The sequence below is a fragment of the Pristimantibacillus sp. PTI5 genome (assembly GCF_048572955.1).
In the GTDB taxonomy this organism is placed as follows: domain Bacteria; phylum Bacillota; class Bacilli; order Paenibacillales; family Paenibacillaceae; genus Pristimantibacillus.
Genome location: NZ_CP183886.1, coordinates 5,263,441 through 5,289,745 on the forward strand (window position 1 = coordinate 5,263,441; position 26,305 = coordinate 5,289,745).

General features: G+C 50.2%; 15 protein-coding genes and 1 riboswitch. All 15 genes read left to right on the top strand.

What is annotated here, in order from left to right; all coding sequences use genetic code 11:
• The first annotated feature begins 122 nt into the window (after positions 1–122).
• Positions 123–1,205 carry a glycoside hydrolase family 172 protein gene (locus ACN6MW_RS23530; protein WP_419872311.1) on the top strand — a complete coding sequence of 361 codons (1,083 nt, stop codon included), beginning with the start codon at positions 123–125 and terminating at the stop codon, positions 1,203–1,205.
• Between the two features lie 219 nt (positions 1,206–1,424).
• Positions 1,425–2,324, top strand: coding sequence for a patatin-like phospholipase family protein (locus ACN6MW_RS23535; protein ID WP_419872312.1), 900 nt, complete (start codon positions 1,425–1,427; stop codon positions 2,322–2,324).
• A gap of 192 nt (positions 2,325–2,516) precedes the next feature.
• The gene (locus tag ACN6MW_RS23540; RefSeq protein WP_419872313.1) at positions 2,517–4,142 is read left to right on the top strand and encodes a glycosyl hydrolase family 18 protein; all 1,626 of its coding nucleotides are present in this window, start codon (positions 2,517–2,519) and stop codon (positions 4,140–4,142) included.
• A gap of 197 nt (positions 4,143–4,339) precedes the next feature.
• Positions 4,340–5,620 (top strand): DUF445 domain-containing protein, encoded by a 1,281-nt coding sequence (locus ACN6MW_RS23545; RefSeq protein WP_419872314.1) that lies wholly within the window; start codon positions 4,340–4,342, stop codon positions 5,618–5,620.
• Entirely contained in the window at positions 5,621–6,955 is a 1,335-nt protein-coding gene (locus ACN6MW_RS23550; RefSeq protein ID WP_419872315.1) for a DUF445 domain-containing protein, read from the top strand. It abuts the gene before it with no gap.
• A gap of 242 nt (positions 6,956–7,197) precedes the next feature.
• The gene (locus ACN6MW_RS23555) at positions 7,198–7,818 is read left to right on the top strand and encodes a Ger(x)C family spore germination C-terminal domain-containing protein (protein WP_419872316.1); all 621 of its coding nucleotides are present in this window, start codon (positions 7,198–7,200) and stop codon (positions 7,816–7,818) included.
• Between the two features lie 123 nt (positions 7,819–7,941).
• Positions 7,942–8,143, top strand: a riboswitch (cobalamin riboswitch).
• A gap of 146 nt (positions 8,144–8,289) precedes the next feature.
• Complete coding sequence (locus ACN6MW_RS23560; protein ID WP_419872317.1) at positions 8,290–12,000, top strand: DUF4430 domain-containing protein; 3,711 nt, start codon at positions 8,290–8,292, stop codon at positions 11,998–12,000.
• 73 nt (positions 12,001–12,073) lie between these two features.
• Entirely contained in the window at positions 12,074–13,594 is a 1,521-nt protein-coding gene (locus ACN6MW_RS23565) for an S-layer homology domain-containing protein (RefSeq protein WP_419872318.1), read from the top strand.
• Positions 13,595–13,824: 230 nt separating this feature from the next.
• Entirely contained in the window at positions 13,825–15,963 is a 2,139-nt protein-coding gene (locus ACN6MW_RS23570) for a right-handed parallel beta-helix repeat-containing protein (RefSeq protein WP_419872319.1), read from the top strand.
• 263 nt (positions 15,964–16,226) lie between these two features.
• Positions 16,227–20,801, top strand: coding sequence for an S-layer homology domain-containing protein (locus tag ACN6MW_RS23575; RefSeq protein ID WP_419872320.1), 4,575 nt, complete (start codon positions 16,227–16,229; stop codon positions 20,799–20,801).
• Between the two features lie 211 nt (positions 20,802–21,012).
• Positions 21,013–22,794 (top strand): glycerophosphoryl diester phosphodiesterase membrane domain-containing protein, encoded by a 1,782-nt coding sequence (locus ACN6MW_RS23580; RefSeq protein ID WP_419872321.1) that lies wholly within the window; start codon positions 21,013–21,015, stop codon positions 22,792–22,794.
• Between the two features lie 29 nt (positions 22,795–22,823).
• Entirely contained in the window at positions 22,824–23,495 is a 672-nt protein-coding gene (locus tag ACN6MW_RS23585; RefSeq protein WP_419872322.1) for a uracil-DNA glycosylase family protein, read from the top strand.
• 87 nt (positions 23,496–23,582) lie between these two features.
• On the top strand, positions 23,583–24,368 hold the full coding sequence (locus ACN6MW_RS23590; protein ID WP_419872323.1) for an SGNH/GDSL hydrolase family protein: 786 nt from the start codon (positions 23,583–23,585) through the stop codon (positions 24,366–24,368).
• A gap of 5 nt (positions 24,369–24,373) precedes the next feature.
• Positions 24,374–25,285, top strand: coding sequence for an ABC transporter ATP-binding protein (locus ACN6MW_RS23595; RefSeq protein ID WP_419872324.1), 912 nt, complete (start codon positions 24,374–24,376; stop codon positions 25,283–25,285).
• Positions 25,278–26,249 carry an ABC transporter permease gene (locus tag ACN6MW_RS23600; RefSeq protein WP_419872325.1) on the top strand — a complete coding sequence of 324 codons (972 nt, stop codon included), beginning with the start codon at positions 25,278–25,280 and terminating at the stop codon, positions 26,247–26,249. The genes ACN6MW_RS23595 and ACN6MW_RS23600 overlap by 8 nt, the downstream gene beginning before the upstream one ends.
• Positions 26,250–26,305: the final 56 nt, after the last annotated feature.

A 26,305-nucleotide genomic window follows, 5' to 3' on the forward strand; every position in this document is an offset into this window, starting at 1 on the left:
ATTTGAATGACCGAATAATAGAAAGCATCTTCTATTATATTATGGCTCGGTTATTACATCAACCGAGGGTTGTCTGTCTTTATTTGAAAAGCTGTACTTATCTGGAAGGGAGCATAAAAACCATGAATAAATTTAACGGTCTAGAAATGGGAATTGGCAGTTTGGCTAGAGTTTCTGACGCACAGACCCGGTCGATAAGCGCGGAAAATTTTAACGGGGAAAAGGGCAAGGGCGGAATGGCAGCGGAGGGAACCGGTGCAAATTGCGCACGGGATCTAGGAATCGGCTGGAAGGTATCTCCTTCGGTGGAAATTGAGGCTGGAGCGACCTTCACTATGGCTGAAATTGACGGTCCGGGAGCGATTCAGCATATATGGTTGACATGCTCTCCGACGCATTGGAGAAATATGATCCTTCGCATCTTTTGGGACGAAGAGGAGCAGCCTTCCGTCGAAGCGCCGCTTGGCGACTTCTTCTGCAACGGATGGCAGGAACGCTGCGACGTGAATTCGCAGCCCATCGCCGTGAACCCGGCGGGCGGTATGAACAGCTACTGGCTGATGCCGTTCCGGAAGCATGCCAAAATGACCGTTGAGAACAAAGAGTCAAATAAGGTCGTACTTTATTATCAGGTCGATTACACCTTGACGGATGTACCGGATGACATGGCTTATTTCCATGCCCAGTGGAGAAGATCAAATCCCGTACCCTACGGCGAAGTCCATACGATACTGGACGGCGTAAACGGTAGAGGACAATACATCGGAACGTATCTGGCTTGGCAGGTAAACAATACAGGCTGGTGGGGCGAAGGCGAAATTAAGTTTTACATGGACGGGGATAAGCAATTTCCGACGATATGCGGAACGGGCACCGAGGATTATTTTGGCGGGGCTTGGAACTGGGAGCAGCCGATCGGGAAGTACTCCACTTATTCGACCGCGTATCTCGGGATGCATCAAGCGATCAAGCCGGACGGATTATATCGCAGCCAGCAGCGGTTCGGGATGTACCGGTGGCATATCATGGATCCGATCCGGTTCCAGAGTGATTTAAAGGTAACGATCCAGGATCTTGGCTGGCGGTCCGGAGGAAGGTATTTGCCGCAGCAAAGCGATATCGCTTCAACGGCATTCTGGTACCAGCTTGAGCCGCATGCTCCTTTTCCTTCCTTACCTGATAATGATGGGCGGGAAGTGATTTGATGCTTGTATGCTGTCTGAACAAGATTCAGATCATAACGGTATTTGTTGCCTAACCCCACTCTCAGGAGTGGGGCTTTTTCCATTTGTCATACAAGGCGCATCACAATTTGCAAAGGCTGCCATGAATACAACATACATGAATTCGTTGAATAGTTATATTTATATATAAACCCATCGTACGTTCGTTTAGCTCTTGAAGGGCTGGAAGGAGAGACGTCTATGAAAGCGGATGCCGTGTTTGAAGGCGGGGGCGTAAGGGGGATTGCTTTTATTGGCGCTATTCAAGTAATGGAGGCTAATGGATACACGTGGGAGCGCTTAGCAGGTACATCCGCCGGCGCAGTCGTGGCTGCACTTCTAGCCTGCGGGTACAGCGCCCGGGAATTAATCGAAATCATGAATACGCTCGATTACTCCCATTTGCTCGGAAGAACATGGATTCATTATGTACCCATAGTCGGTAAAGCAATTCCACTTATATTCCGGTCAGGAATCTACTTAAACACACCGCTAGAAGACAAGTTAACCTATTTGCTGAACCAGAAAGGCGTATCAACCTTCGATGATCTGCCAGAGGGAAAACTGAAAATTATTGCTTCCGATATCAGCAGTGGAAAGATGTTGGTCCTGCCGGACGACCTGTCACGTTATGATATTTCGCCTTCCCAGTTTCCGATTGCCGCCGCGGTTAGGATGAGCACAACCATTCCTTACTTCTTTCAACCGTACCGATTGAAAACGAACCTAAGAAGAAAACCGTCTTATATTCTGGACGGCGGGCTTCTAAGCAATTATCCAATCTGGCTCTTTGATGTGGAGGGGATTCCGCGTTGGCCTACGTTTGGATTCCGGTTATTAGGAGAACATGCGGAAATCCCATTTCATGACGTTCGCGGCCCCTTCTCCATGTTTCGTGCCATGTTCCAGACCATGCTTAAAGCTCATGATCAACGGCATGTGGACAAACACGCCAAAAAACGGACCGTTTTTATCCCGACAGGCCGGGTGACTGCGACTCAGTTCGATTTGAGCGCAGAAGACCGGGACTCGCTCTTTCAATCTGGACAAGATGCAGCTCTCAAGTTTCTATCTGGTTGGGACAGTGAGCAGTACATTTAGGAATATCGAATCTCATATGAACACAAGTAGGAGGCAGTCCGTTTCACCCTGTCCTTATACCGAACCTTAGTCCATATCGAAGAAGCTAATCCCATAAGATGGATGCATTGGACTTTCGTTGGGAAATAGGCTATCATACTCTCGATCAAATAAATAGAGTGATAGATTTGCTCTAATAGGGAGAGGGATAGGGTGAAGCTTCGGGGGAAGACGGTTACGCTTATTGGAATATTGCTGCTTTTTATGATAGGGACTTCGTTGCAGGCGTTTGCTTATGATGCACAGTTGAAATTATATCGGGATGTGCCGGAGAAGGATTGGGCAGCGGAATCGATCTATCGGTTAGTTGCAATGGGTGTCGTAACGGGATATGAGGACGGTACATATCGCCCCAATGCGGCATTAACGAGAGAGGCATTTGTTAAGCTATTGGTAGAATCCGTTAAGCCGGCAGCAGCCAAAGAGAAAACGGCCGCGCTATCTGACGTTCAGAAGGAGCGCTGGTCTTACAGCACGATTAAACAAGCCTATGACGCCGGATGGTTGGATCTATTCATTCAGAATGGCAAATTTAATCCGGGCCAAAGCATAAAGCGGGAGGAAGTAGCGGCATTAACCGCCTTTGCGCTGCTGCAGGACAAATCCGCCGAGGAGAAGCAGCAATGGCTGGAATCGGGCTGGGTGGAGGCGGGCAAGCAAGCGGCTTACGGAGACCGGGATCAAATCGATCCCAAGCTGGCTCCTTATGTCATGAGAGCTTACTCGGATGCTATCATGCAAGGGGATAATAAAGGGCTGTTCCTTCCCAAAAAAGCGCTGACGCGCCGCGAAGCCGCGGTGATGGTCGATCGCTTGATCGGCTTCCGCAGCGAGGGCCATCAGCTTGAAATTTCCGCTTTCTATGCGGAAGCAGGCCCATACAAGAAACAAGAGCGCTTTGCTGATACTGACGAGCTGATCTTCGATTGGGCAAAGCTGAACTACCAAGGAAACGGCATGGCAAACGTCGCCTTTGCGCCGCCGAGCGGCTGGGAGCAGACGCTTGCTGCGGCCGATGCCAGCGGTTCTGAGAAAACAGTGATGGTTTTCGGGAATACGACGCTTCAAAAGCTTGGTGAATTCGTTATCGATGCGGAAGCCCGCAAAGCTTTTGTTTCATCTCTCGGAGAGATTCTAGCAAATCCGGTGTACGGATTTGACCGTGTTGCCATCGATTTCGAGGGTCTCGTTCCTGCTTCCTCCAAAGATTCGTTTACGAGCTTGATCCGTGAGATAAAGGCTGAATTAAGCAGCGAGACCAAGCTGACCGTTGTTGTCCCGCCTTCTTATTACTATGCCGGTTATGATTACAAACAAATCGGGGAGCTGGCTGACGAGGTCGTGCTGATGGCATATGAATTCACGCATGCGGAAAGCGGGCTGCCGTCTGCGCCGCTTACGCTGGTAGGAGATTCCGTGCGGGATGCGCTGTCGCATATTCCAGCTGATAAGCTTCTGCTCGGCATATCTAAGCAGGCGAACCAATGGACGACGAAGGCGGACGGTACCGTGGAATTTTTCCGCTCTCCTTCCATTGCCGCGGTAGAAACCCGGATTGCGAATCCGGATACGACATCGGTCATGCAGCTTCCGTACTTTTTGAACCGCGTGACCTTTACGGATGAAAGAGGCTCGCATTTGCTTTGGTACGAAAACGCGCAAAGCATTCAAGCAAAGCTGCGTTTAGCGAAAGAGATGGGGCTGCGGGGCGTAGCCTTATGGCAGATCAATCAGCTTACAGATGAGGATTGGAGCTTGATCTCCTCCTTTAATCAATAGAACGCGACGAAAAATAGGACATGGCAGCTGAGACGGCTGCCTTGTCCTATTTTTTGGTGTCGAATCTATATCCTTTAAATCAAATAGTTATAAGAAATAGAAATATCAGTCAAACCCGGTTAGCCGCTGCATTGTTTCATACCCCATAGTTATGGGATAATTAATAAGGTAAAGATCACCAGGAATGGAGCATAGCTATGAACAATTTTAGCATTAAGAAGAAAGCGGATTTAGCGCTGCTCTTTTCGGCTATTGGAATACTTGTCGCTTTTCCCTTTCATGATACGTTTGCAGGAGGTCTGCTTTTTTCATTGTTCAGTGCCGCGACGATTGGCGGGCTGGCCGATTCCTTTGCGGTGAGCGCGTTGTTCGGTAACCCATTGCGGATTAGTTGGCCTGCCTGGATGGGAACGAATATTATTTCCCGCAATCGGGAGCGCCTGATCGGCGAGCTCGTTAAAATGGTCCAGAACGATCTGCTGACCATCCCGAATATCAAGGAACGGCTGGATGAATACAACATCGCCGATGTGCTAGTCACTTATTTGAAGCAGCATGGCGGCGAAGAAGGCATTAACGATATTTTGCAGCAGGTGGCGAATGACGTCATTACGACCATCGATTTGCAGGAGTTGTCCAGAACCGTGCAAACCTTCCTGCTCGAGCATGCGGATGCGATTCCGGTGGCGAATATTGCTGCGGATGCGGGCGACTGGACGATCAAGAACGGTTATGATGACCGCATTATCGAATTCATGATCCCGGAGCTGATAAAAATCGTAAAGTCGGCCGCATTCGGTTCCGTTATCGATCAAATTATAAATTCGGCCATCCGCTCCTATGAAGGGGATAAATTCAGACGTAAATTGATTGATTTTACAGCGGGGCTGGAAGCAGCCAATTTAAGCGGAAGATTGCAGGAGTGGCTGGTATCCTTTCTGGAAAAATTCCATTCCGAGGATCATCCGCAGCGCAAGCAGCTCAAAGCATTCATCGCCAATTTTGTTGCGAGACTGCGCACGGACGAACAGCTGCGCGACCGAATCGAAGCGGGCAAAGAAACGCTGCTGGCAGCAGTGAAGGCGGATCTCAAGCTAGACGTCTACATCCAGCGCGGCCTTGAATCGCTTCGCCAAGCCGCGGCGGAAAATGCGGAGGGGCAGCTTGCCCGCTATCCATGGATCAAAGAGAAGGTACGCGAAGGCGTTGCTTACCTGGAGGGAAATGCCGAGCTGCTCGCGCGGCTTGATCAATACGTGAAAACCACGCTGCTGAAATGGATGGAGCAGAAGCATTCGTACATCGGCAAAATCGTTACCGACAAGCTGAACAGCTTCTCCGAAGAGGAGCTGATCGAGCTCGTGAAAGAGAAAGCGGGACGGGATCTGCAGTACATCCGGATAAACGGAATCGGAGTCGGCGCGCTTATTGGCGTCGTGCTGCATCTAGCGACCTTTTGGATAGGAGGGCAAGCATAAATGGCAATGAGAAAAAAAGCGAACCGCAGCTTGATATTGTTGGCGATCTTGTTCGTTATTGCCGCCTGCTGCTTGTATGTGTTCCCTGACCGGTGGTGGACGCGGATGCTGCTCTACACGACCGAAGCCGGTCTTGTGGGCGCATTAGCCGATTTGTTTGCGGTAACGGTGCTGTTCCGTCATCCGTTTGGCTGGAAATGGATCCCTCATACAGCGATTATCCCCAAAAACCGCGATAAGCTGATTGAAGGCGTCGCGAATATGGTTGAGCAGCAATTGCTCAGCAAGGATTTGCTTAAGGACAAGATAAAGCAAATCTCGCTGGTAGAGATCGGGATTTCCTGGATTGACCGGCGCCCAAGCGGCGTGCTCGCCGAGCAAGGCTGGAGACTGGCAGCGGGACTGCTCGCTAAGCTGGACATTAAAGGACTCTCCGTTCAATTAGATGAGAAAGCACGCAAAAGCATAGGGAAAGTCAACCTGTCGCCTTATGCGGGCAAGGCGCTGAAATGGGTCATGGACAACGGGAATTTCCAAAGCTGGCTCAGCCAGATCGTAGAGTTTGCTGCAGAACGCGCGGCAGATGAAAAAACGAAGCTCGTTATACGCGAGCTGCTCGGGAAAGAAAAGGAGAAGTTCGTTAACCAAGGCAGTGTTTTCTCCAAATGGCTCAAAAAAATGGCAGTGGAAATCGCGGAATTGACTAATGCGCTTAATCTCGACGATGCGACAAATGTGCTGTATGAGGATTTGCAGCTGTTGATTAATGATCTGCGAAATCCTAGGCATGAGCTTCGCGTATTGCTGGAGAGCATGGTCTATCAGCTTGCCGACAATATGCAAAACCGCGAGGATGTGTCTGCCGCAGTTAACGAGTGGCGGGATGAGCTGATCGAGAAGGTCTCATTGCTGCCGACGATCGAAGCCGTAATGGGCAACTTGAAGCAGCTTTTGATCACCGATCCCGGGATGCAGCTTGCAGTAAAAGAGAAACATACGGTCAACCAATCCGATATCAAAAATCTGATCAATCAGTTCATTGCATCGTATTGGGAATGGTTTAAAGGGAACGAGGAAACCAAGGGCTGGCTGGAGCAATACGCGCAGAGCTTCGCGGGCAAGATGATTGAGACGGAGCATGCGCTTATCGGGATCATCGTGCGGAAGACATTGGACAGCTTTACCGAGCAGAAGCTGGTGTACTTTATCGAGAGCAAGGTCGAAACCGATCTGCAGCGCATCCGGTTAAACGGAGCCTATATCGGCTCTGCGCTTGGTGCTGCATTTTATCTTCTGTTGTATGGGGTATATGAGCCGTTATTGAAGCTGCTATAAAAAAGAAGGAGTGTCCTGATCACAGGGCACTCCTTTTAAGTATATAAAGACTTGAGTAGGAGAAAATCGTAAGAGGAATTGTATGTTAACAAGGAGAAGCGGGACTATGGATTCTTTGATGAAAGAATTAGAAGACAGGTTGGGCGCAAATGATGATTTCTTCATTCAGCCGGACAAAATTGGCGGGGCGAGCGTCGTATTGATGGGTTTCATCACGTTAATCGATTTAACGAGGACGAAAATTGCCATACATAAAAATTCCGAAAACGCCAGCCGGGAATCTGGATCTGTTGAATCCGTCATGGCTGCGATACCGCAGCATTCACTCTTATACGCGAGACGTAGCCATTCCGATCATTCGGTCGGGAAAAACGACCGCCGTTCAGCATATTGGCTCGGCTGTCATAAAAAACGGAAAAATGGTGGGGCAGATCACTTCGGATGAAACGCTGCTCTTCAATGCTTTTAAAGGCGAGAGCACGCAAGGGAAGATTGAGGTGCTGGATCATGCGAGCGTGCTTATCATAAGCAACTCTCTGGATACAAAAAGCGAGATGAGCGGCAGTAAGCCTATTTTAAAAAGTAAATTAAAATTGAAGGTTGTTATCTTGGAAACAAAGGGGAACCCGACAAGTGAATTGATCAAGCAGGAGCTTGACGCTATGCTTACGGAAAAGTTCAATCAAATGTTTGCCAGGCTCCAAGCGAGCGGCGCGGATATTTTGGGTACAGGGCAATATTTCCGGCATAAAATTCCGCGGGCGCAGTTGAAAAGTTGGCGTACGGAGTATTACCCAAAGCTAAAGCTGGATCTTCAAGTAAATGCGAATATCGAAAATACGGGATTTCTCAATATGCGTTAGCACATCTAGGGCTCTTTATCCATGGGATTGAGGGCTGCAGCGGTGCGCTCGGAAAAAAACAAACAGAACCTTTGTCTAATCTGTTTTTTTTTGATACAATTCACAAGTCTAGTACTTACAATTTCATAGAATAGCTAATATGGTGCTGCCGTGAAGCAAATCTTCGCAAGCAGCTTAATAGGGAAGTTCGGTCAAAGTCCGACGCGGTCCCGCCACTGTATCGCAGAGCTGACAATCATTTTATCCACTGTCCGGTTAGGACGGGAAGGAGATCGTCGAGCGATGAAGCGAAGCCAGGAGACCTGCCATAAAAGTGCTCTAAAATTCTCACGAGGATGGGAGGGAGATGTTTATTCGTGCTTCAGCGATAGGTAATTTCCTATGCTTTCTTACGCACGTAACAGCCCCAACATCTTTCCATGCGGAAGATGTTTTTTTGTTGCCAAAAAAGAACCAAAAGGAGAGAAGACATTGCTTACCTTGAAAACATTCCTAAGAAAAAGCTTGCCTGCCATTTTAAGTTTTGTTTTAATCTTTAGTTTATTTGCGCCCCAAGTCAGTAAAGCCGCAGACCATACCGGAAACGCCGCTTTAAATGAAATGATTGGGAAAACGGTCGATTATTATAAAAATAAAAATGAAACCTTGGAATCCTGGTGGGAGATTGTCGCGCTGTGGGGGGCCGGAGAAAATCTGCAGGACGGCAGCTGGAAGCTGCCTAGCTGGAAGACCATAGCTCCAAATCTAGCAGCTAATGCTGGCGGGACAGACCATGTCCGTTATATATTTGGTCTGCTCGCTATGGGAGAGGATCCGGCTGATGCTTGGGAGACACACCGTAACCTATACAAGGAGCTAGCCGCTCAGCAAAACCCATCGACGGGTGCATTTGGTTCCACGAACAAGCACATGTGGGCGATGCTTGCGCTCGATACGGGCGCCAAGCTGGGCAGCGATGTGGGCGTATGGAACGCAGCCGCCAAACAAAAGGCTTTAGACTTTCTATTAAGCAAGCAGCTTAGCGACGGCGGCTTCGCATTTTTTGGGAGCACTTCTGACTCTGACATGACGGGAATGGGTCTGCTTGCGCTAGGAAACTATCAGAATGACAGCGCCGTGCAGCAGTCGATTGCGAGAATAAAGGCATTTCTGAAAACCAAGCAGTTAAACAACGAGCAAGTCATGTATGGAGCAAATTCAAACAGCATGTCTGCCGTTGTTTCGGGTTTGGCTGCCATTAACGAGGATGTATTGTCTGATTCCTGGATGGCCAATGGCAAAAGCGTTCTCGATTCTTTTGCGCTGTACCAGCTGCAGGACGGCACTTTCAAATGGAATGAAGACGACACTTCAGGCAATGGCATGGCAACCGAACAAGCGCTGATTGCCCTTACTGATATCCAAGCGCTGCAAAGCGTATGGTATCGTATTGCAGAAGCCAAACCGCCGGTTTCGGTAAGCGTTAATGTCGACGGCATCTCGGACAGTATTTATGCCAAGCAAGCCGTCTCGGTTCAGCAATTAAAAAATCCGGCAACGGCGCTTGATGCGCTTAAGACCGCTCTTGATCATGCGAATCCGAAAATCGGCTACAAAATCGTGGACAGCAGCTTCGGTGCTTACGTCCAAGGCATTGATGGCCAAGAAGCGGGCACATTAGGCGGCTGGGACGGCTGGATGTACGAGGTTAACGGCATCGCGCCGCAAGTTGGGGCAAGCGCATACCTGCTCAAGCCAAATGACGAAGTCCGATTCTATTACAGCCGTTACCCTGCGATATCAACTTCAACAGTCGTCGAAAGCGGCGACAGCGATCCGCTTATCGAGGTGGATCTGGTTGGAGACGAGTTCAGCAGCAGTGCGGACCAGGCCGGCAATTGGGCCATCCAAACGCAGGATTCCGGATTAACGGTCCAATCGATTGTCAAAGTAAATGATCAGAAGGCAGCCGTTCATTTCTCCGGGCAAGCAACCAATAAACCGATTACGATTCAAACATTGGCAGGAGCACTGGTAAGCAACCGAAGCAGCAATACGATTACGGTTCGAGTTCCGGTAGCAGCAGAACTGCAAGTGGACGGGATTTCCGGATCGATTTACGCCAAACAACAGGTAACGATTAAAAATACAGCAAAACCGGCAACGGCACTGGATTTGCTGAAGCAAGCACTTGATCAAGCGAATCCGAAAATCAGCTACAAAGTCGTAGACAGCAGCTTCGGATCCTATGTCTCTTCTATTAATGGCCAAGCGGCGGGCAGCCTTGGCGGCTGGGACGGCTGGATGTATGAAGTAAACGGCATCGCGCCAAGCGTAGGAGCAGACGCCTACGAGCTGAAATCAGCCGATGTTGTGCGCTTCTACTACAGCAGATGGCCGTCGATTTCAACGACAGCGCAAATCGCAAACGGAGCTGCAAACCCGTCAGTCGAGGTCACGCTGATTGGAGATGAGTTTACAGAAGATGCGGTGAGCAGTAACAATTGGTCCATTCAAACGGGTAACACGGAGCTTCAGGTAAACACGATCAGCCTAGATAGAAATAAAGCAACGGTTTCATTTACAGGAACAGCTAAAGGCGGAACGATTACATTAAAAGCATTGGGCGCTGCGCTTGTCGGCAATACAGACAGCGATGCAATAGCTGTAGTCGTCCCTCGTGTACTTAGCGGCTCAACGGATCAAACGATTGCGATTAACGGTGATGAAAAATCAGTTCTAATCACAGAATCAGGAGCGGCCCCGCTTACGAATAACGTCAGCCTTACCTTCGCGGCGGCTGCTTTGCCTAAGGTAACCGCAGAACGAGGTAACGCATGGCTGGAGATACCGGTCAATACGGTTGTCACATCGGCATGGAACAAAGTGCTGCAGCTGCCGCAAAATCTTAGCACGACGGAAAGCGGGTTGGACGCTAAGCTGAACACCGCGCTATCTTCCGGCAGCAAGAAGGTGGATGCCATTGCCGTTCGCATACAAGCAGGCGGCCCGGAAAAAATCGAGTTCAACCAGCATGTCACCCTGACTATGAAAGGCCAAGGCGACAAGGAAGCAGGATTCATTGATCAATCGGGCGTATTTACGCCAATTAAAAAATATTCCGATTCGGCAGTGCGGGCAGACGAGGTTTACGCATACAGCCTTAACGGAGATTTGATTATTAAGACGAAACATTTCACCGAGTTTCTTGCTTATTCCGCATCGGCATTAACGATTGGCGGAGGAGGCGGCGGTCTTCCGGCAGTTCAAACGATCACCCTTTCCGTTGAAAAACGTTCATTAAACGAGGGGGATGCCGTTGCTCCTTATGCCGTAACATTGACCGAAGGGGATACGGCGTTCACGGCTCTCAAACGCGCGCTGGAGCAAAAAGGCGTGTCGCTGAATTATACGGGTACAGGCTCGAGCGTTTATATCCAGGCGATTGGCGGTCTTGCCGAATTCGACCATGGAACGGAAAGCGGCTGGATGTATTCCGTAAACGGCGTTTTCCCTAAATCAAGCGCGGGAGCGTACACGCTGAAAAACGGCGATGTATTACGCTGGCAGTATACGAAAGATCTAGGTAAGGATCTTGGCGTACCGCTTGAGCCGGGCGAGCCGGGCGAACAGCTGCCTGGCGAGAAGCCGGATCCAGCTGCCCCGAAATATACCGATGAAGCTAAGATTGCAAGCTGGGCGCTAGCTGCCGTAACGAAAGCGACGGAGCTTGGCTTTATGAACGGTACGAGCGCAGAGCATCCGAAATTCGAGCCAAAGCGCCAGCTGACTCGCGCCGAGTTTGCTGCATTAGTCGTTAAATATGCAGGAGAAGAACCGCTGCAGGCTGATTCAGGCTTTAAGGATGTAAATAAACAGGCATGGTATTACGGTTATGTAGCGGCTGCAAAAGAAAAAGGCTTGATGTCAGGCATTTCCGACACATCCTTTGCTCCAAGCGAGTCCATTACTAGACAAGAAATGGCTGCAGTCCTCGTTAGGCTTAAGGGCTTGGCTGACGCGAATGCGCCGCAAGCTGCAATTAAGGACCGCGATGCCGTATCGGCATGGGCTGTTCCTTTTGTCAATGTGGCTTACCAAAAAGGCTTGATGACCGGTGATAACGGATTATTCAACCCGCAAGCTCTTGTAACGAGAGAGATGGCGGCGGTAACCATTATCAGGGTGCATGAATTGAAATAATGACCAAGCTGTCTCATGGCTAAGCGTTAGCCGTGGGGCAGCTATTTTCATAAAAGGAGCGTGTTCCTAACAAATGCTGACTAGAAGCTTGTCGTATCGATGCTTGCTGCTCTTCATGAGCGGTATCGTATTTCTATCCTATATCGGTTCAGCCTTACTGCTGCCGGAGCAAGCGAAGGCAGCTGATCATTACAATGTAAGCACGGAAATCGATCAAGCAGCAGAGCAAATTTTAAACAGCGGCGTGATCAGCGATTGGGAGGCAGTAGGCTTGGCCCGTTCAGGAAAGCCGCTGCCCGCAAGCTATTTGAAGCTGCTGGCAGATGAATTGAAGGAGAGCGAAGGAGAATTCCGCAAAGTAACCGATGCGGAGCGCATTGCGATTGCTGTCCGGGCTGCCGGAGAGGATGCCGCTTCCTTTGCAGGCTATAATCTTATTGAGAGCATTTATAATCATGCAAAGATGACGAATCAAGGCACGAATGGCCCGATTTTTGCGTTGATTGCTTTGGACGGCGGGAGCTATGACGTGCCTGCGAATGCATTATGGACGCGCGCGAAGCTGGTGGATTGGCTGCTTAGCCAGCAAAACGCCGGCGGCGCGTTCCCGCTATCGGAGCAAGGCGAGGATAATTTGGATATTACGGCGATGGCTATAAGCGCGCTCGCTCCATACCAAGAGCAAGCAAACGTAAAGAGCGCGGTCGCCAAAGCCGTATCATGGCTGTCTTCCCAACAGCAGGTTGACGGAGGGTTTCAAGCCTTCGGAGAAGAGAACAGCGAGAGCGTCGCGCAGGTCATTATCGCTTTGTCGGCCGCGGGCATCAACCCGCTCGAGTCCAGCTTTTTGAAAAAGAACGGGAATCTCCTGACCAGCCTGCTGCGCTTTCGTCAGGCGGATGGAGGCTTTTCCCATGCCGTAGGTCAGCCTTCAAACGAAATGGCGACGGAGCAGGCATTGTTGGCTTTAGTCGCTTATGACCGGTTTGCGGGACTGGAGCCGGCTTTGTTCGATATTTCGGCGGATACGGATATAACCGGCTCGAAGGAGCAGTTCGTGGATAACGGGCTAATCTCGCCATGGGCCTATGATGCGGTATACCGTGTATTCGAGGCTAAAATCATGGTAGGGGTAAGCGGCACGGAGCTTCGGTTCGATCCGAAGAAGCCGATGACGAGAGCCGAGTTTGCAACTTTGCTCATCAACCTGCTGGAGGAGGCACCTGCGCAGGATGCTGCCGAGTCGTTCAAGGATGTCCGTTCCGGCGCATGGTATTACGGCTCGATTATGCGCGCAAAGGAGCTTGGCATCATTCAAGGGATTACGGCAGATACGTTTAAACCGAATCAGGCGGTCTCGAGGCAGGAGACGGCGATTATGATTGCCAAAGCGTTTGAGCTGAAAGGAAATTCGGACCCGCTGCCTTTCCGTGATGCGAACAGCATCCATGTCAGCGCCACAGCATACGTCAGCGCGGTATATGCAAGCGGTTTGATGCAGGGCTCTAACGGAAGCTTCAATCCAAAGGCGGCCGTCACGAGGGAGATGGCGGCTGTCGTGGCGGATAAGCTGCTGCGGCTGCCTGCAGCGTAATCGTAAGAAACGGGAACGAAAGAGCTATGGTCTCTTTCGTTCTTTTTTATTGACGTTTAGCATCTATAACTATGTGCTTAGGAAATTCGAACCATTTTTGCCTAAATAAACATTTATACTGTTCATGTTCTTTATTAAGAATCGGGAGAGTGGTATATTTAATAGGCGGAAAGGTGGTCTGTCCATTCAAAATGATCTGATATGTTTCGACAAAATCGAGGAGGCTTACATTGAATATATTAAAGTTAATTATAACCCTGCTGCTAGGTATGCAGCTGACGCTGCAGCCAGGCCAGTCTGCGTCCGCAAGCGAGGGAAACGCAAACGGTAATACGCAAAACTATTACTTGATAGAGCTTTCACGCTTTGGTATCCATAATGACGGCACGCATCCCGTGGAAACGACGAAAGGGATTAACGAAGCGCTGCGATGGGCGGCCAAAAACGGGAAAACAACGACGTCGCTGCCGTCCGGCACCTATTTGATCGATAAAGCCAGCCGCATTAACATGGTCAGCAGCATGGTCTTTGACCTGCCGATGGATGCCGTGCTGCAGAAGGAAACAAACGATAAAGAGAGCTACCATCTCATGTATTTAGGTTATGGCATTCATGATGTTACGCTCAAGGGCGGCACCTACATGGGGGATAAGGAAACGCATAACTATTCGAAAAAAGACCACAAGTACAGCGCAGGAACACATGAAGGCGGATACGGAATCATCTCGCAGGGCGCAAAAAATGTGACGATTGAAGGCATTAAAGCGGTTAATTTCACGGGTGACGGCCTCTTGCTTGGCGCGCACGGTACGATGGCCATGGACTTGTATGAGAATCATTTTATTTCGGGTACGATTGACGATAAGGGGAAGAATGTTTCGAATGCGAATAAGATCCGTACGAAGCAGCCGCTTACTTTCACCAACGCCATCTTTAAGACAGAGAGAATATTCGAACTAACCAATGCTATTAAGCTGCCCAAAGCTTTCGATATTTTTTTCTATAAAGCGAACGGCGCGTTTATAAAAAAACTTGCGAATGTAAAGGTTAGGGATCTCATTCAAATCCCGGAAGGCGCGACACAGTTTCATCTTGTATTCGACCAAGCGGCTAAGAAAGGCGCTTATGTGGAGTTTTGGAACCGGGCGGTAACCACCAATGCCGTTGTCAAAAATTCCGAATTTGCCTATAACCGAAGACAGGGAATTACTGTCGGGGGAGCAGATAAGGTGCTTATCGAGAATAACACCCTCCACCATATGAAGGGAACGATGCCTCAAGCAGGCATTGATCTGGAGGGCGGATTTGGCGAGAATGGGGACCGCAACAGCAGCATCACCATTAGGAATAACAAGTTTTATAATAACGCTTCCTACGATGTCATTCTTTATGACGGACGCGATGCAATCGTTGAGGGCAACCATTTCGCATCCAAAGGCGTGATCGGCCTTGCCATTTCCGAACCGTTCAAGGGCGCGACGGTAAAAAACAACCATTTTGACGGCACACGAATCATAGCCGCGCATGATGCATCATTTATCGGCAACAAGATGAATGACGCTTATACGACGATAAACGGACCTAATATAAAAATCGACGGAATGGAATTTACCGATTCCATCTTTGCGATCAACTCGAACGTAGCGTTTGGTGTGAGCGTCTCTAACGTTACGATAAATAACAACAATAAAAGTGAATCGGGTTTAGCTCTCTGGGGCAAGCCGATCCATTTGAAGAACGTAACGATTAAGGGCGAAAGCAAGCTGCGGGCGATTTCCGGCGGAGCCGCCGAAGGGTCGATTTTCGATAACCTGAAGGTCGTCGGCTTTAATACGGACTATGGGCTGTCGCTGCCTCCGGGGACATACAACAAATGCGTATTCGAGGGCGCGGCGGGAAGCGGGAAATTTGGCTCAATCAATCTTAGCTTAGCGGGCAAATACGTGTTTGACGGCTGCTCCTTCCAATCCCCGGAGACGCTGCAAACGCTGTTGTTGGGGGATCACCCGAAACTCGATTTGACGGTCAAAAATTCGACTTTCAAGCTGCTGGGCAATGCGCAAGCCATTAGCGTGCAGTCGGCTCAAAACGTGCTGGTGGAAAATAACCAGATCACGGCCGAGAAACTGACCTCAGACAAGACTGAGATTATCCGAATCAATGATTATTGGAAACGCAATGAAAAGCATGATGTTCTCAAAGCCGTCATCCGGGGAAATACGATCAGAACGAACATCGCCGCGATTGGCATCGCCACGTTATACGCGGGCACGGGTGCGCCTGCATATCTCATTGAAAACAACACCCTTTATACGGCTAAGCTGCTTCAAAAGAAAAATGATACCATGAAAAGCAACAGCCTCAATTAATTGCATGCTTCTAGTTAGCAGCCCTGACGAATTGTCGTCGGGGCTTTTTTATGCTCAGGTTCGAATATACGCTATTGGAGAAAATTCACTGGTTTTTAACCGTTTTAGTCTGGTTTTTAAATGGTTTGTTTCATTCTATTCCCTATAATCGGAATGGTATCGCTTACATGCATAGAGGAGGGAGGCTATAGCCAGCTCGTCAGGAACCAACCGAATTTAAAGCGTGAACTCACAATCAGATTTTCAGGGAGGTAAATAACGAAATGCAAAAGTCAGGAATTAGGAACGGGAAGCTGCTTCTATCAAAGCTTCTAAGCTGTATGCTGGTCATGTCACTTCTTATGCCGCTTCATCTAGCTTTCGTACATGCGGCAGATACGACTCTTGCAGCCGACGATTTTAGCAGCTATGAGAACGGGGAATTCACGATCGGCGCAGGCAATAACTGGACAAAAGAAGGAACTGCTCCCACTGTCAAACTTTCAAAAAATACAGTGGCGGGCTCGACATATGCGGAAATTACACATAACGGGACGGGGTCCTCTTATTTCGGACAAAGGTTCGCTGCCCAAAATGGCGGGACGATCATCGAATTCGATGTGAATCTTCCTACTAACAAGGGCGGAACGCTTTGGGTCATGGATGGGAAGGTGAATGCCACCAATGCGGCAGCCCTTCGTTACCAGCTGGATGCAGGCGTTATCAAACGTCATAATGCGGCTGCGGAGAATCAGATTAATTACGATTCCACCCATTGGTACCGTTTCAAAATGGTGTTTAATACGCCGCAAAAAAAATACACGGTTTCCATAACCGATTTGACGACGGACACGACCGTCGTATGGCCGGATGCGTTCTACAGCCCGCGTGAGCGAATCAGCAGCTTCGGTTTTTTCGTGAATGCGGGCGGCGGGGCTTTTAATTTAGCCAATGTCAAGGTCACGGCGCTTGATCTCGCTTTAAGCAGCCTGGATATTCAAGCGGGAGACTATGCTGCGGCACTCGTTCCGCCTTTTGACCCGAAGGTGGACAACTATTCGCTGGAGGTTCCTTTCTCCGTTTCGGAGCTGGCGGTTCATCCCGCAGCTAGCAATCCAGGCGAAGTTTCGCTGAAGGTTGGGGAAGCAGGCGTAGAGAGCGGAGGCGCGAAGCCGGTTGCCTTAACCAGCAGCTCGACCAGCTTTGGCGTGTCCGTCACCTCTTCGGAATACACCGATATATCCAAGACCTATACGGTTACGGTGAACAAGCTGGATAAGGCGCCGAATGTTAATTTTCCGGTTGCGGAGGGAAGAGATTCCAAGGTGCTGATCGGCTGGGAGGAGACTTCGGACCCCGCTTACCGGGAAGCACGGATTTATAAGAAAAACGATGATGATTCGCTGGTTTTGGTAGATACGGTGGCAAAAGGAATGTATATCTCGACGATTAACGGGCTGACGAACGGAACGCCATACAACTTTGTCATCAAAGGCGCATTTGCATATGAGGGCGAGGAAGTAACCGAATCAGCCGGCGTAACGGTGAGCGCTGTGCCAACTAAGCTCGCAGCGCGGCAAATGGAAAGTTTGGACCGCGGCTTGGTAGCCGTCAAGCAGGATGACCATGTGTATGTGGGTTGGCGGATGCTCGGTACGGATCCGACTGCCATTGCTTTTAACCTTTACCGCGATGGCGCTAAAGTCAACGCGAGCCCGATTACGAACAGCACGAACTTTGAGGATGCGGGCGGCAAGGCCGATTCGGTCTATTTCGTCCGGGCCGTTATTGACGGCACCGAGCAGCGCCAATCGGAATCTGCCGAGGTATGGGATACGAATGCGCTGGATGTTCCCATTCAAAAACCGGCAGACGGCGTAACGCCTAGCGGCGAAGCCTACACCTACCGTGCGAACGACGCTTCGATCGCGGACCTGGACGGCGACGGGCAATATGAAATCGTGTTGAAATGGGATCCAAGCAATGCCAAGGATAATTCCCAAAGCGGATATACGGGCAATACCTACGTCGACGCCTACGAGCTGGACGGAACGCAGCTTTGGAGAATCGATCTGGGCAAAAACATCCGGGCGGGAGCCCATTATTTGGATGTGTTGGTCTATGATCTCGACGGCGACGGCAAGGCGGAAGTCACCTTCCGGACTGCGGACGGTACGATCGACGGCGAAGGCCAGGTTATCGGTGATGGGGAAGCCGATTACCGGAATGCAAGCGGGTATATTTTGACAGGGCCTGAATACCATACGGTCTTTGAAGGGGCAACGGGCAAAGCACTTGCCACGGAAGCCTTCGAGCCGGAACGCGGAAACGTGGCGGACTGGGGCGATGCGTACGGAAACCGCGTAGACCGCTTTCTGGCAGCAATCGTTTATTTAGACGGCGAGAGACCGAGCATCATTATGCAGCGCGGTTATTATACGCGGATGGTACTGGTTGCCTATAACTGGAGAGACGGCAAGCTGACGAAGCTGTGGACCTTTGACTCCAAAACCTCAGGGAACGAAAGTTATGCGGGCCAAGGAAATCATCAACTCAGCGTAGCGGATGTCGACGCGGACGGCAGAGATGAAATCATCACGGGCGCGACAGCGATTGACGATGACGGAACAGGATTATGGAACTCGCGGCTTGGTCATGGCGATGCCATGCATCTCGGCGACTTGGATCCTACTCGCTTAGGCTTGGAATTGTTTGCCGTGCAGGAGGATACGTCGGTTAAATATTCGGCAGACGTGAAGGACGCCCGGACGGGCAGAGTATTGTGGGGGCAGCTGCAGACCGGCATCGATACCGGCAGGGGCTTGTCGGCAGATATTGATCCGCGGTATGAAGGAGCCGAAGCTTGGGCCATCGACGGTGCTTGGAATAGCCCAACGGGAGGTTTGTTCACCGCGCAAGGCGAGAAAATAGCCAATCAAATTCCAAGCTCCAACTTTGCGATTTGGTGGGACGGAGATCTCGGCCGCGAGCTGCTCGACCATCAATGGCAGGGAGATACGCTCCGGGTAGGCATTCCGAAAATCGATAAATGGGATTACGAGACGAATCAGCTCGTCAATCTAGAGTCGTTTACGGGAACGTATTCGAATAACGATACAAAAGGGAATCCGGCATTGCAGGCAGATATGCTGGGGGACTGGCGTGAAGAGGTGATCGTGCGCACCGAAGACAGCAGCGCGCTTCGTATCTATACGACTACCGATGCGACGGAGCATCGCATTCCTACGCTTATGCATGATCCGGTCTATAGACTCGGGATCGCTTGGCAGAATACGGGTTATAACCAGCCGCCGCATACAAGCTTCTTCTTGGGTACGGGGATGGAAACGCCGGCACAGCCGAATATTCGCACCAATGAAGTGAAAGCGGCAGGTTTAAGCGTATCGCCTGTAACGGCTGAAATCGCGGTTGGACAGCAAATCCAGCTAAATACCGCTTTTACGCCGGCTGCAACAACGGATCAATCGGTAAGCTGGTCGGTCTATAACGAGGATGGCTCCGCTACGGTGCTGGCATCGATTAATGCAAGCGGGCTTTTGACAGCGGCATCCGTCGGCAAAGTAAAAGTGGAAGCAGCGGCCAAGGATGGTTCCGCAGTGGTCGGATCAGCCTTAATTACAATCAAAGCAGCGATAACAGGAGTTCCAGGCGGAAGCACAACACCGCAGCCTGCTGTCACGGTTGGAAGCGGCAGCGTTAAGCAAACCGTCGCGGTCGATGCATCCGGCAAAGCGGCAGCTGACTTTAAAGCCGCCGATGTTGCGAAAGCAGCGGAAACCGCCGCAGGTAAATCGCTTGTGCTGGAACTAGCGCCGGATAAAGCAGCTTCGTCTGTACAAGCTGCGCTGCCCGCGCAGGCGCTAAAAACAAGCATGGACAAAGCGATTCAAACCGTTGAAGTACGTCTGGGTCTAGCAACCATTTCAGTTGATAAGGCGCTGATCGCGTCATACGTAACCAATGAATCCTCTAAGATAGAGCTGTCTGTTCAGAAAGTAGACGCAGCCGCACTGTCCGCTGAGGTGAAAGAGAAGGTTGGAACGCATCCAGTATTCGACTTTAACCTGACTATAGACGGCAAGAAGGTCAGCGCTTTTGACGGCAGCGTAAAAGTGGAGATCGATTATGCGCCGGCAGCCGGAGAAAACCCAAACGCAATTATCATTTATTATGTAGACGAGCAGAACAAGCTTCATCTCGTGAAAAACGGAGTCTACCAGCCGTCTACGGGGAAAGTCGTGTTTAAGCCAAACCATTTCAGCAAGTATGCTGTTTCACACGTAAATACAAGCTTTACCGATATCGCTCGCGTGAGCTGGGCGAAGGATAGCATCGAATCCCTTGCGGCGCGAGGCATCGTGAATGGGGTAGGCAATCAAAGCTTTAAGCCTGATCTGAAGGTCACGAGAGCGGAATTTCTGAAAATGCTCATGTTCGCGTTCGATGTTGCGGATGAGGGCGCCAAAAGCGAGTTTAGCGATTTGCAGGAGGGAAGCTGGTATTACAGCTCTGTTGCGGCTGCCCATAAACTGGGTATCGTACAAGGCAAGGCCGACGGCAGCTTCGGCGTGAACGACGAGATTACAAGGCAGGATATGGCGGTCATGGCTTATCGTGCCGCGCAGCATCTCAAGCTTGGACTTGGCGGCCAAGCATCGTCCGGCGCATTTGCGGATCAAGCGGCTATCGACGGCTATGCCGTTGAAGCGGCAGAGGCGATGCAAGCAGCGGGAATTATTCAAGGCATGGGAGGCGGAGTGTTCGCGCCGAAGGAGCAAGCGACAAGAGCTCAGGCAGCGGTTATTATTCATAAGCTCGTGAGTCTGTCGAATGGATAAGAATGGATAAGAATGGATTGGAAACCACGCCGCTTTGCGGCGTGGTTTTTTTTTAGATACATAAATTTTCTAGATGAGTGCGGATTTTTTTGCTCTGCGGCGCTTCGATTCGACTTGGGGGCAGGGTCATACGTATAATAGGGAAGTGGAGACTTTTGGTAACGCTTCTGCTTCATATTTGTTCATCATAAAAAGAATAGGATGAATGTTTATGCTTCAACGATTGGGTAGAAGTATTCGTGACTTTCGTGATACATACAAAAAACATCTTATATTCGAATATTTGTTTATGCTGATGACGAGCTTTGTCATTATCCCGATTATCTCGTTTATTTTCAACCGGATTATCCGCATAGTCGGTTCGGGTTCCGTCTTGAACGGCGAGTTCTACAAAATCGGTCTCAGCTATGCGGGAGTAGGCGGTTTAATCGCGATTTGTTTAGTAGCGATGCTGGTACTGTTTATCGAGTTTGGCGTGGTTATCACGATTGCTCAGCAGCATTATTTTGGGAAAAATGTGTTGATCTCAGATGCCGTGCTGACAACGCTGCACCAAACACCCAAGCTATTCGGCTTCGGATTCATCCAGCTGATGTTCTTCCTGTTGTTTCTCGTGCCGTTTATCGATTCGCCGCTGTCTTCATCCTTGTTCGCGCAGTTTAACGTTCCGATTTTTTTTAACAGCCGCATATGGAGTTCTTCCGCTGCAATGCTCGCCTTATACGGGCTTTTGCTGCTTGCTGGATTGTACCTCGTATTGCGATGGATTTTTGTTTTGCATTACATTATGATCGAAGACAAATCGATCCGTGCGGCTATCAAAAGCAGCCTCGTGCTGACGAAGGGCAAGCGCTTATCGATCTTCATCAATCTTTTTTTGCTTAATGCGCTTGTGTTTTCGCTAGGTTTTATAACGATTTCCACCGTCGCTTATTTGCCATCCTGGCTTGACGATAATCTATTGAAAGTAATCACGGATCAATATTCCTTAACGTTATCGACCGTGCTTACCTACATGTTCACGCTGCTGCTCGTGCCGGTTAATATCATCTATCTGACAAGGCTTTATTATCATTTCAACCGGAGTCCCGGCGTAAAGCCGTATGACACGCTTCGATTGGCCAAAAGCCGCTGGTTTGGTCCTCTAGAAAAGCGTCTTTACGCCTATGTGCAGGGAAGAACGCGCACGCGGATAATATATGTATCTGCAGCAGCCGTATATTTGGCGCTGGCGCTTACCGTCAGCTATGCGGCGAATGACAATTTGGTTTATGTCAAATGGAGCGTGCTGTTATCCGCTCACCGCGGCGATTCTCTTGAAGCGCCGGAAAATTCGCTTGCGGCTGTCCGAAGCTCGGTGAAGCAGGGCATCGATGCGGTTGAAATCGATGTTCAGCTGACGAAGGACGGCGTCGTCGTGCTTCACCATGATTATAATTTGCAGCGGATGGCCGGTGTGCCAAAGCGCGTAAATGAGCTGACCTATGATGAGGTTGCCAGGCTGAATATTGGCATACGGGACGGCGGGTTCGGTGAAAGCGAGCGAATTCCGATGCTGGCCGAGGTTCTTGCCGAGGTGCAGGGGAAAGCAAAACTGATTGTTGATCTTAAACCGTACGGGCCGGGCGATGAACTCGCCAATGAAGTCGTTGCTTTGATTGAACAATTCGATATGGTGCAGGAATGTTATATTCAGTCGTTTGACCGGCAGACGCTGCACCAGATCAGGCAGCTGAATCCCGACATTAGAATCGGGCAAATCCTTTATTTTGCGGTAGGGGATCTTTCGCTGCTGGACGTAGATTTTTATACGATTGAGCAGGTCATGCTGACGGAGGCATTCGTCGAGCGCGCGCATAAAGATGGCCGCGAGGTATGGGTGTGGACGGTCAACAGCGAACGTAATTTGAAAGAGGTGCTCAAATTCGAAATCGATGGCATCATTACGGACTTCCCTGCACGCGCGCACAATATGGTTGAGCTTGATTTATAGCAGCTGCACAAACAAAGGAGCGGGAGCACATGACACAGATTGAGAAATATAAAGCATTTATCCTGTCGCTTCCGCCGGGCCGCTTATCCAGAGAGCAGCTGTTTGTCCATGAATTGCTTCTTTATGAGCAGCAGGATATGTCGATATATTACGTTCCCTACGAGTATGTGAATACGCAGGCAAAAGTGATGATTATCGGCATAACGCCGGGCTTCACCCAAATGGAACTGGCGATTCGCGGTGCGCGCGAGGATCTGTTAAGCGGAGTGCCAGCCGATCAAATTGATCAACGAGCCAAGAAGCTGGCGAGCTTCGCGGGCTCGATGCGAAAAAACCTGATAGAAATGCTGGATCAAATCGGATTGCCTGCAGTCCTCGGAATTAAAGGCAGCAGGCTCCTATTTGAAGAACGCAGAGAATTGCTGCATACGACCTCTGCGGTCAGGTACCCGGTGTTCCAGCATGGCAAAAACTATACGGGACACAGCCCTCCTATTTTGAAATCACCCGTGCTTTCGGGTTATGCGGAGCGTATTCTTCTTCCGGAATTGCTGGCGGTAAAGGATGCGCTGATTATCCCGCTTGGCAAGGCAGTCTCGGAAGTTGTACAAGCATTCGCGGAAAAAGGATGGATCAGCAAGGAACGGTGCTTATTCGACATGCCGCATCCATCGGGTGCCAACGGACACCGAAAAAAATAGTTCGAGCAGTATAGGGCTGGCATGCAGCAGCAGGTCTGTCAGTGGTTTAGCCGTTAAAAGCAACAAGAGAGCGAGGAATGATATACGATGCACAGCAAAAAGGTACGCTTCATCACTGCCTTCGCGGCACTTGCCTGTCTCCTTTGGTTATTCGGATTAGGCTGGACGTTAAAGGATTACTTAATCGGAGCATCGGGCACGGCGTCCTTGCCTTCCGAAGCGGAGGAGCCTGCCATACCGACGAGTGCATTGAAAATTGTGGCTCTAGGCGATTCCTTGACGAGAGGAACGGGCGATATCGAAGGCAAAGGTTATGTCGGTTATGTCAGCGATCGGCTGAAGGAAGCGGGCAAGGAGATCTCTTTAATCAATTTGGGCATTAAGGGACTGACTTCCCCTCAGCTGGCGGAGCAAATGAAGGGAAAGGAAATCCTTCGCCAGCTTGGACAAGCCGATGTCATTCTGATGACGATCGGGGGAAATGATCTCTTCCTAGGCGGACAGACCCTCTCGGATGTTTCCGAAGCGAGCATTGAAGGACTGGAGGATTCTTATCTCGCCAGTCTCAAGACGATCATCGCCAATATTCGGGCAGTGAACACGGAGGCGACCGTATATTTACTCGGTTTATACAATCCTTTTAGCGAATTCGAAAATGGGGAGCTGTTGTCGGACGTCGTGAGAGGCTGGAACTTCAAAGCGGCGGAGCTGCTGGCCCAGGACGCTAATACCGTGTTCGTACCGACCTATGATCTGTTCCAGCTGAAAATAAATGATTATTTGTTTACGGATCATTTTCATCCCAATGAAAAAGGGTATCGTCTGATGGCTGAGCGGGTAGCCGCATTGATTGCCGGAGAAGGAGGACAATGACAAACATGAGCGAGATTACGCTATCGGTTCAAGGTCTTCGCAAGGTGATCGGCAAGCGGACCATTATTAAGGATTTAAGCTTCGAGCTGAAGCGCGGCGAGGTATTTGGTTTCTTAGGTCCGAACGGGGCAGGGAAAACGACGACGATTCGGATGCTGGTCGGGTTGATAAAGCCAACCTCCGGGACGATTCATATATGCGGGCTGGATATTGCGAAGCATTTTACGAAGGCGATGCGGCATTTGGGCTGTATCGTTGAAAATCCGGAGCTGTATCCTTTTTTGAGCGGAATGGAAAATTTGCGTCATTTTGCGGTCATGATCAGCGGCATCACGCAGGAGCGAATTGATGAGGTCGTTCGGCTGGTCGGCATGCAGGACAGGGTGCAAGATAAAGTGAGCACCTATTCGCTTGGGATGCGGCAGCGTCTTGGTATTGCGCAGGCTTTGCTGGGTAAGCCGGATGTGCTGATTCTGGATGAGCCGACGAATGGGCTTGACCCGTCCGGAATTCGGGAAATGCGCGCTTTTATTCGGTTTTTGGCAGAGGAAGAAGGATTAACCGTACTCGTATCCAGCCATTTGCTGCATGAAATCCAATTGATGTGCGACCGGGTAGCGATTATTTCGAAGGGCGAGATCATCCGCGTGGATTCGGTCAATGAGCTGCTGTCCAGCGAAGAGCGCCTGGTGTGGCGTTTGAAGCCGCAAGCGTTAGGCAAAAACATCCTAAGCGACCTAACGGTCATTTTAAACGAGACGGAAGAAACGGTGACGACGCCTTACACGGAGCAAGCCGTTGGTGATTGGAACCGCAGGCTGGTGGAAGCGGGCGTAACCGTGCTGGAGATGAATCGCAAGCTGCCGGCGCTTGAAGACTTATTCCTCGAGCTGACAGGGGGCGAATCGATTGATTAATCTCGTTCAAAATGAAATGACGAAGCTGATTGGCAAACGCCGGTTTATGGTCATCTCCATTATTATTATCGTTCTTCTCTCGATGTTTACCTACGCGCAGGCGAAGGAATCGGAGGCGATCAAAGAACGCCTGGGCACGGTGGATTGGCGTACCGAGCTGCAGCAGCAAATCGTCGATATGCAAAACAGGCTGAGCAGCGCGGGACAATGGCGCGAGCAAATGCAAATTCAAATCAAGCAATCGGAGTATTATTTGGAAAACGATGTTAATCCGTCGGAGCCAGGCGCTCCCACCTTTATCAGGGGGTTTGTGCAAAACTCCGCGGAGCTGTTTCTTCCCCTGCTCGTCATGATCATCGCGGTGGACATCGTTTCCTCCGAGCGGAGCATGGGGACGATAAAGCTCCTGCTAACCCGTCCGGTGAGCCGGTTCAAAATATTGCTGAGCAAATACATCGCCCTTATTTTATCGGTATCCGTGGTCATCTTCCTGTTCGGTTTCCTCTCCTACATCGTCTCCGCCATGATGTTCGGAAACCAAGGCTGGTCGGCGCCGGTATTGACGGGCTTCTCTACGCAAGGCGGGGAGCTTGATATATCGGGCGTGCGCCTCGTATCGCAGTGGCAGTATATTATCCAGCAGTTCGGACTGGCATGGTTTATTTCCGTGGTCGTCGGCACCTTGTCCTTCATGCTCTCGATTCTGATGCGAAGCAGCGCGGCAGGCATGGGGACGATGCTGGCCTGCTTGATTTCGGGAGCAATACTAAGCAACATGGTGTCCTCATGGGATTCCGCCAAATATTTATTTATGGTCAATCTCGGCCTAATGGATTATGTCAGCGGCTCGGCTCCCCCGGTCGAGGGCATGACGCTCGGCTTCTCGCTTTCCGTGCTTGCAGCGTGGATGCTGGGCTCGCTGCTCGTTTCGTTTACCGTATTTATGAGAAAAGATATTTATTAAGCTGTTTTCCAGCCGCTTCCAAGTCCTAAAATGCTTTTGCTTCTCATAAGCATAGA

Excerpts from the sequence above, each read along its gene's own strand:
- ACN6MW_RS23580 (WP_419872321.1), top strand. The coding sequence starts at position 21,013 with ATGCTTCAACGATTGGGTAGAAGTATTCGTGACTTTCGTGATACATAC.
- ACN6MW_RS23590 (WP_419872323.1), top strand. The coding sequence starts at position 23,583 with ATGCACAGCAAAAAGGTACGCTTCATCACTGCCTTCGCGGCACTTGCC.
- ACN6MW_RS23530 (WP_419872311.1), top strand. The coding sequence starts at position 123 with ATGAATAAATTTAACGGTCTAGAAATGGGAATTGGCAGTTTGGCTAGA.
- ACN6MW_RS23535 (WP_419872312.1), top strand. The coding sequence starts at position 1,425 with ATGAAAGCGGATGCCGTGTTTGAAGGCGGGGGCGTAAGGGGGATTGCT.
- ACN6MW_RS23550 (WP_419872315.1), top strand. The coding sequence starts at position 5,621 with ATGGCAATGAGAAAAAAAGCGAACCGCAGCTTGATATTGTTGGCGATC.
- ACN6MW_RS23565 (WP_419872318.1), top strand. The coding sequence starts at position 12,074 with ATGCTGACTAGAAGCTTGTCGTATCGATGCTTGCTGCTCTTCATGAGC.
- ACN6MW_RS23575 (WP_419872320.1), top strand. The coding sequence starts at position 16,227 with ATGCAAAAGTCAGGAATTAGGAACGGGAAGCTGCTTCTATCAAAGCTT.
- ACN6MW_RS23595 (WP_419872324.1), top strand. The coding sequence starts at position 24,374 with ATGAGCGAGATTACGCTATCGGTTCAAGGTCTTCGCAAGGTGATCGGC.
- ACN6MW_RS23545 (WP_419872314.1), top strand. The coding sequence starts at position 4,340 with ATGAACAATTTTAGCATTAAGAAGAAAGCGGATTTAGCGCTGCTCTTT.
- ACN6MW_RS23585 (WP_419872322.1), top strand. The coding sequence starts at position 22,824 with ATGACACAGATTGAGAAATATAAAGCATTTATCCTGTCGCTTCCGCCG.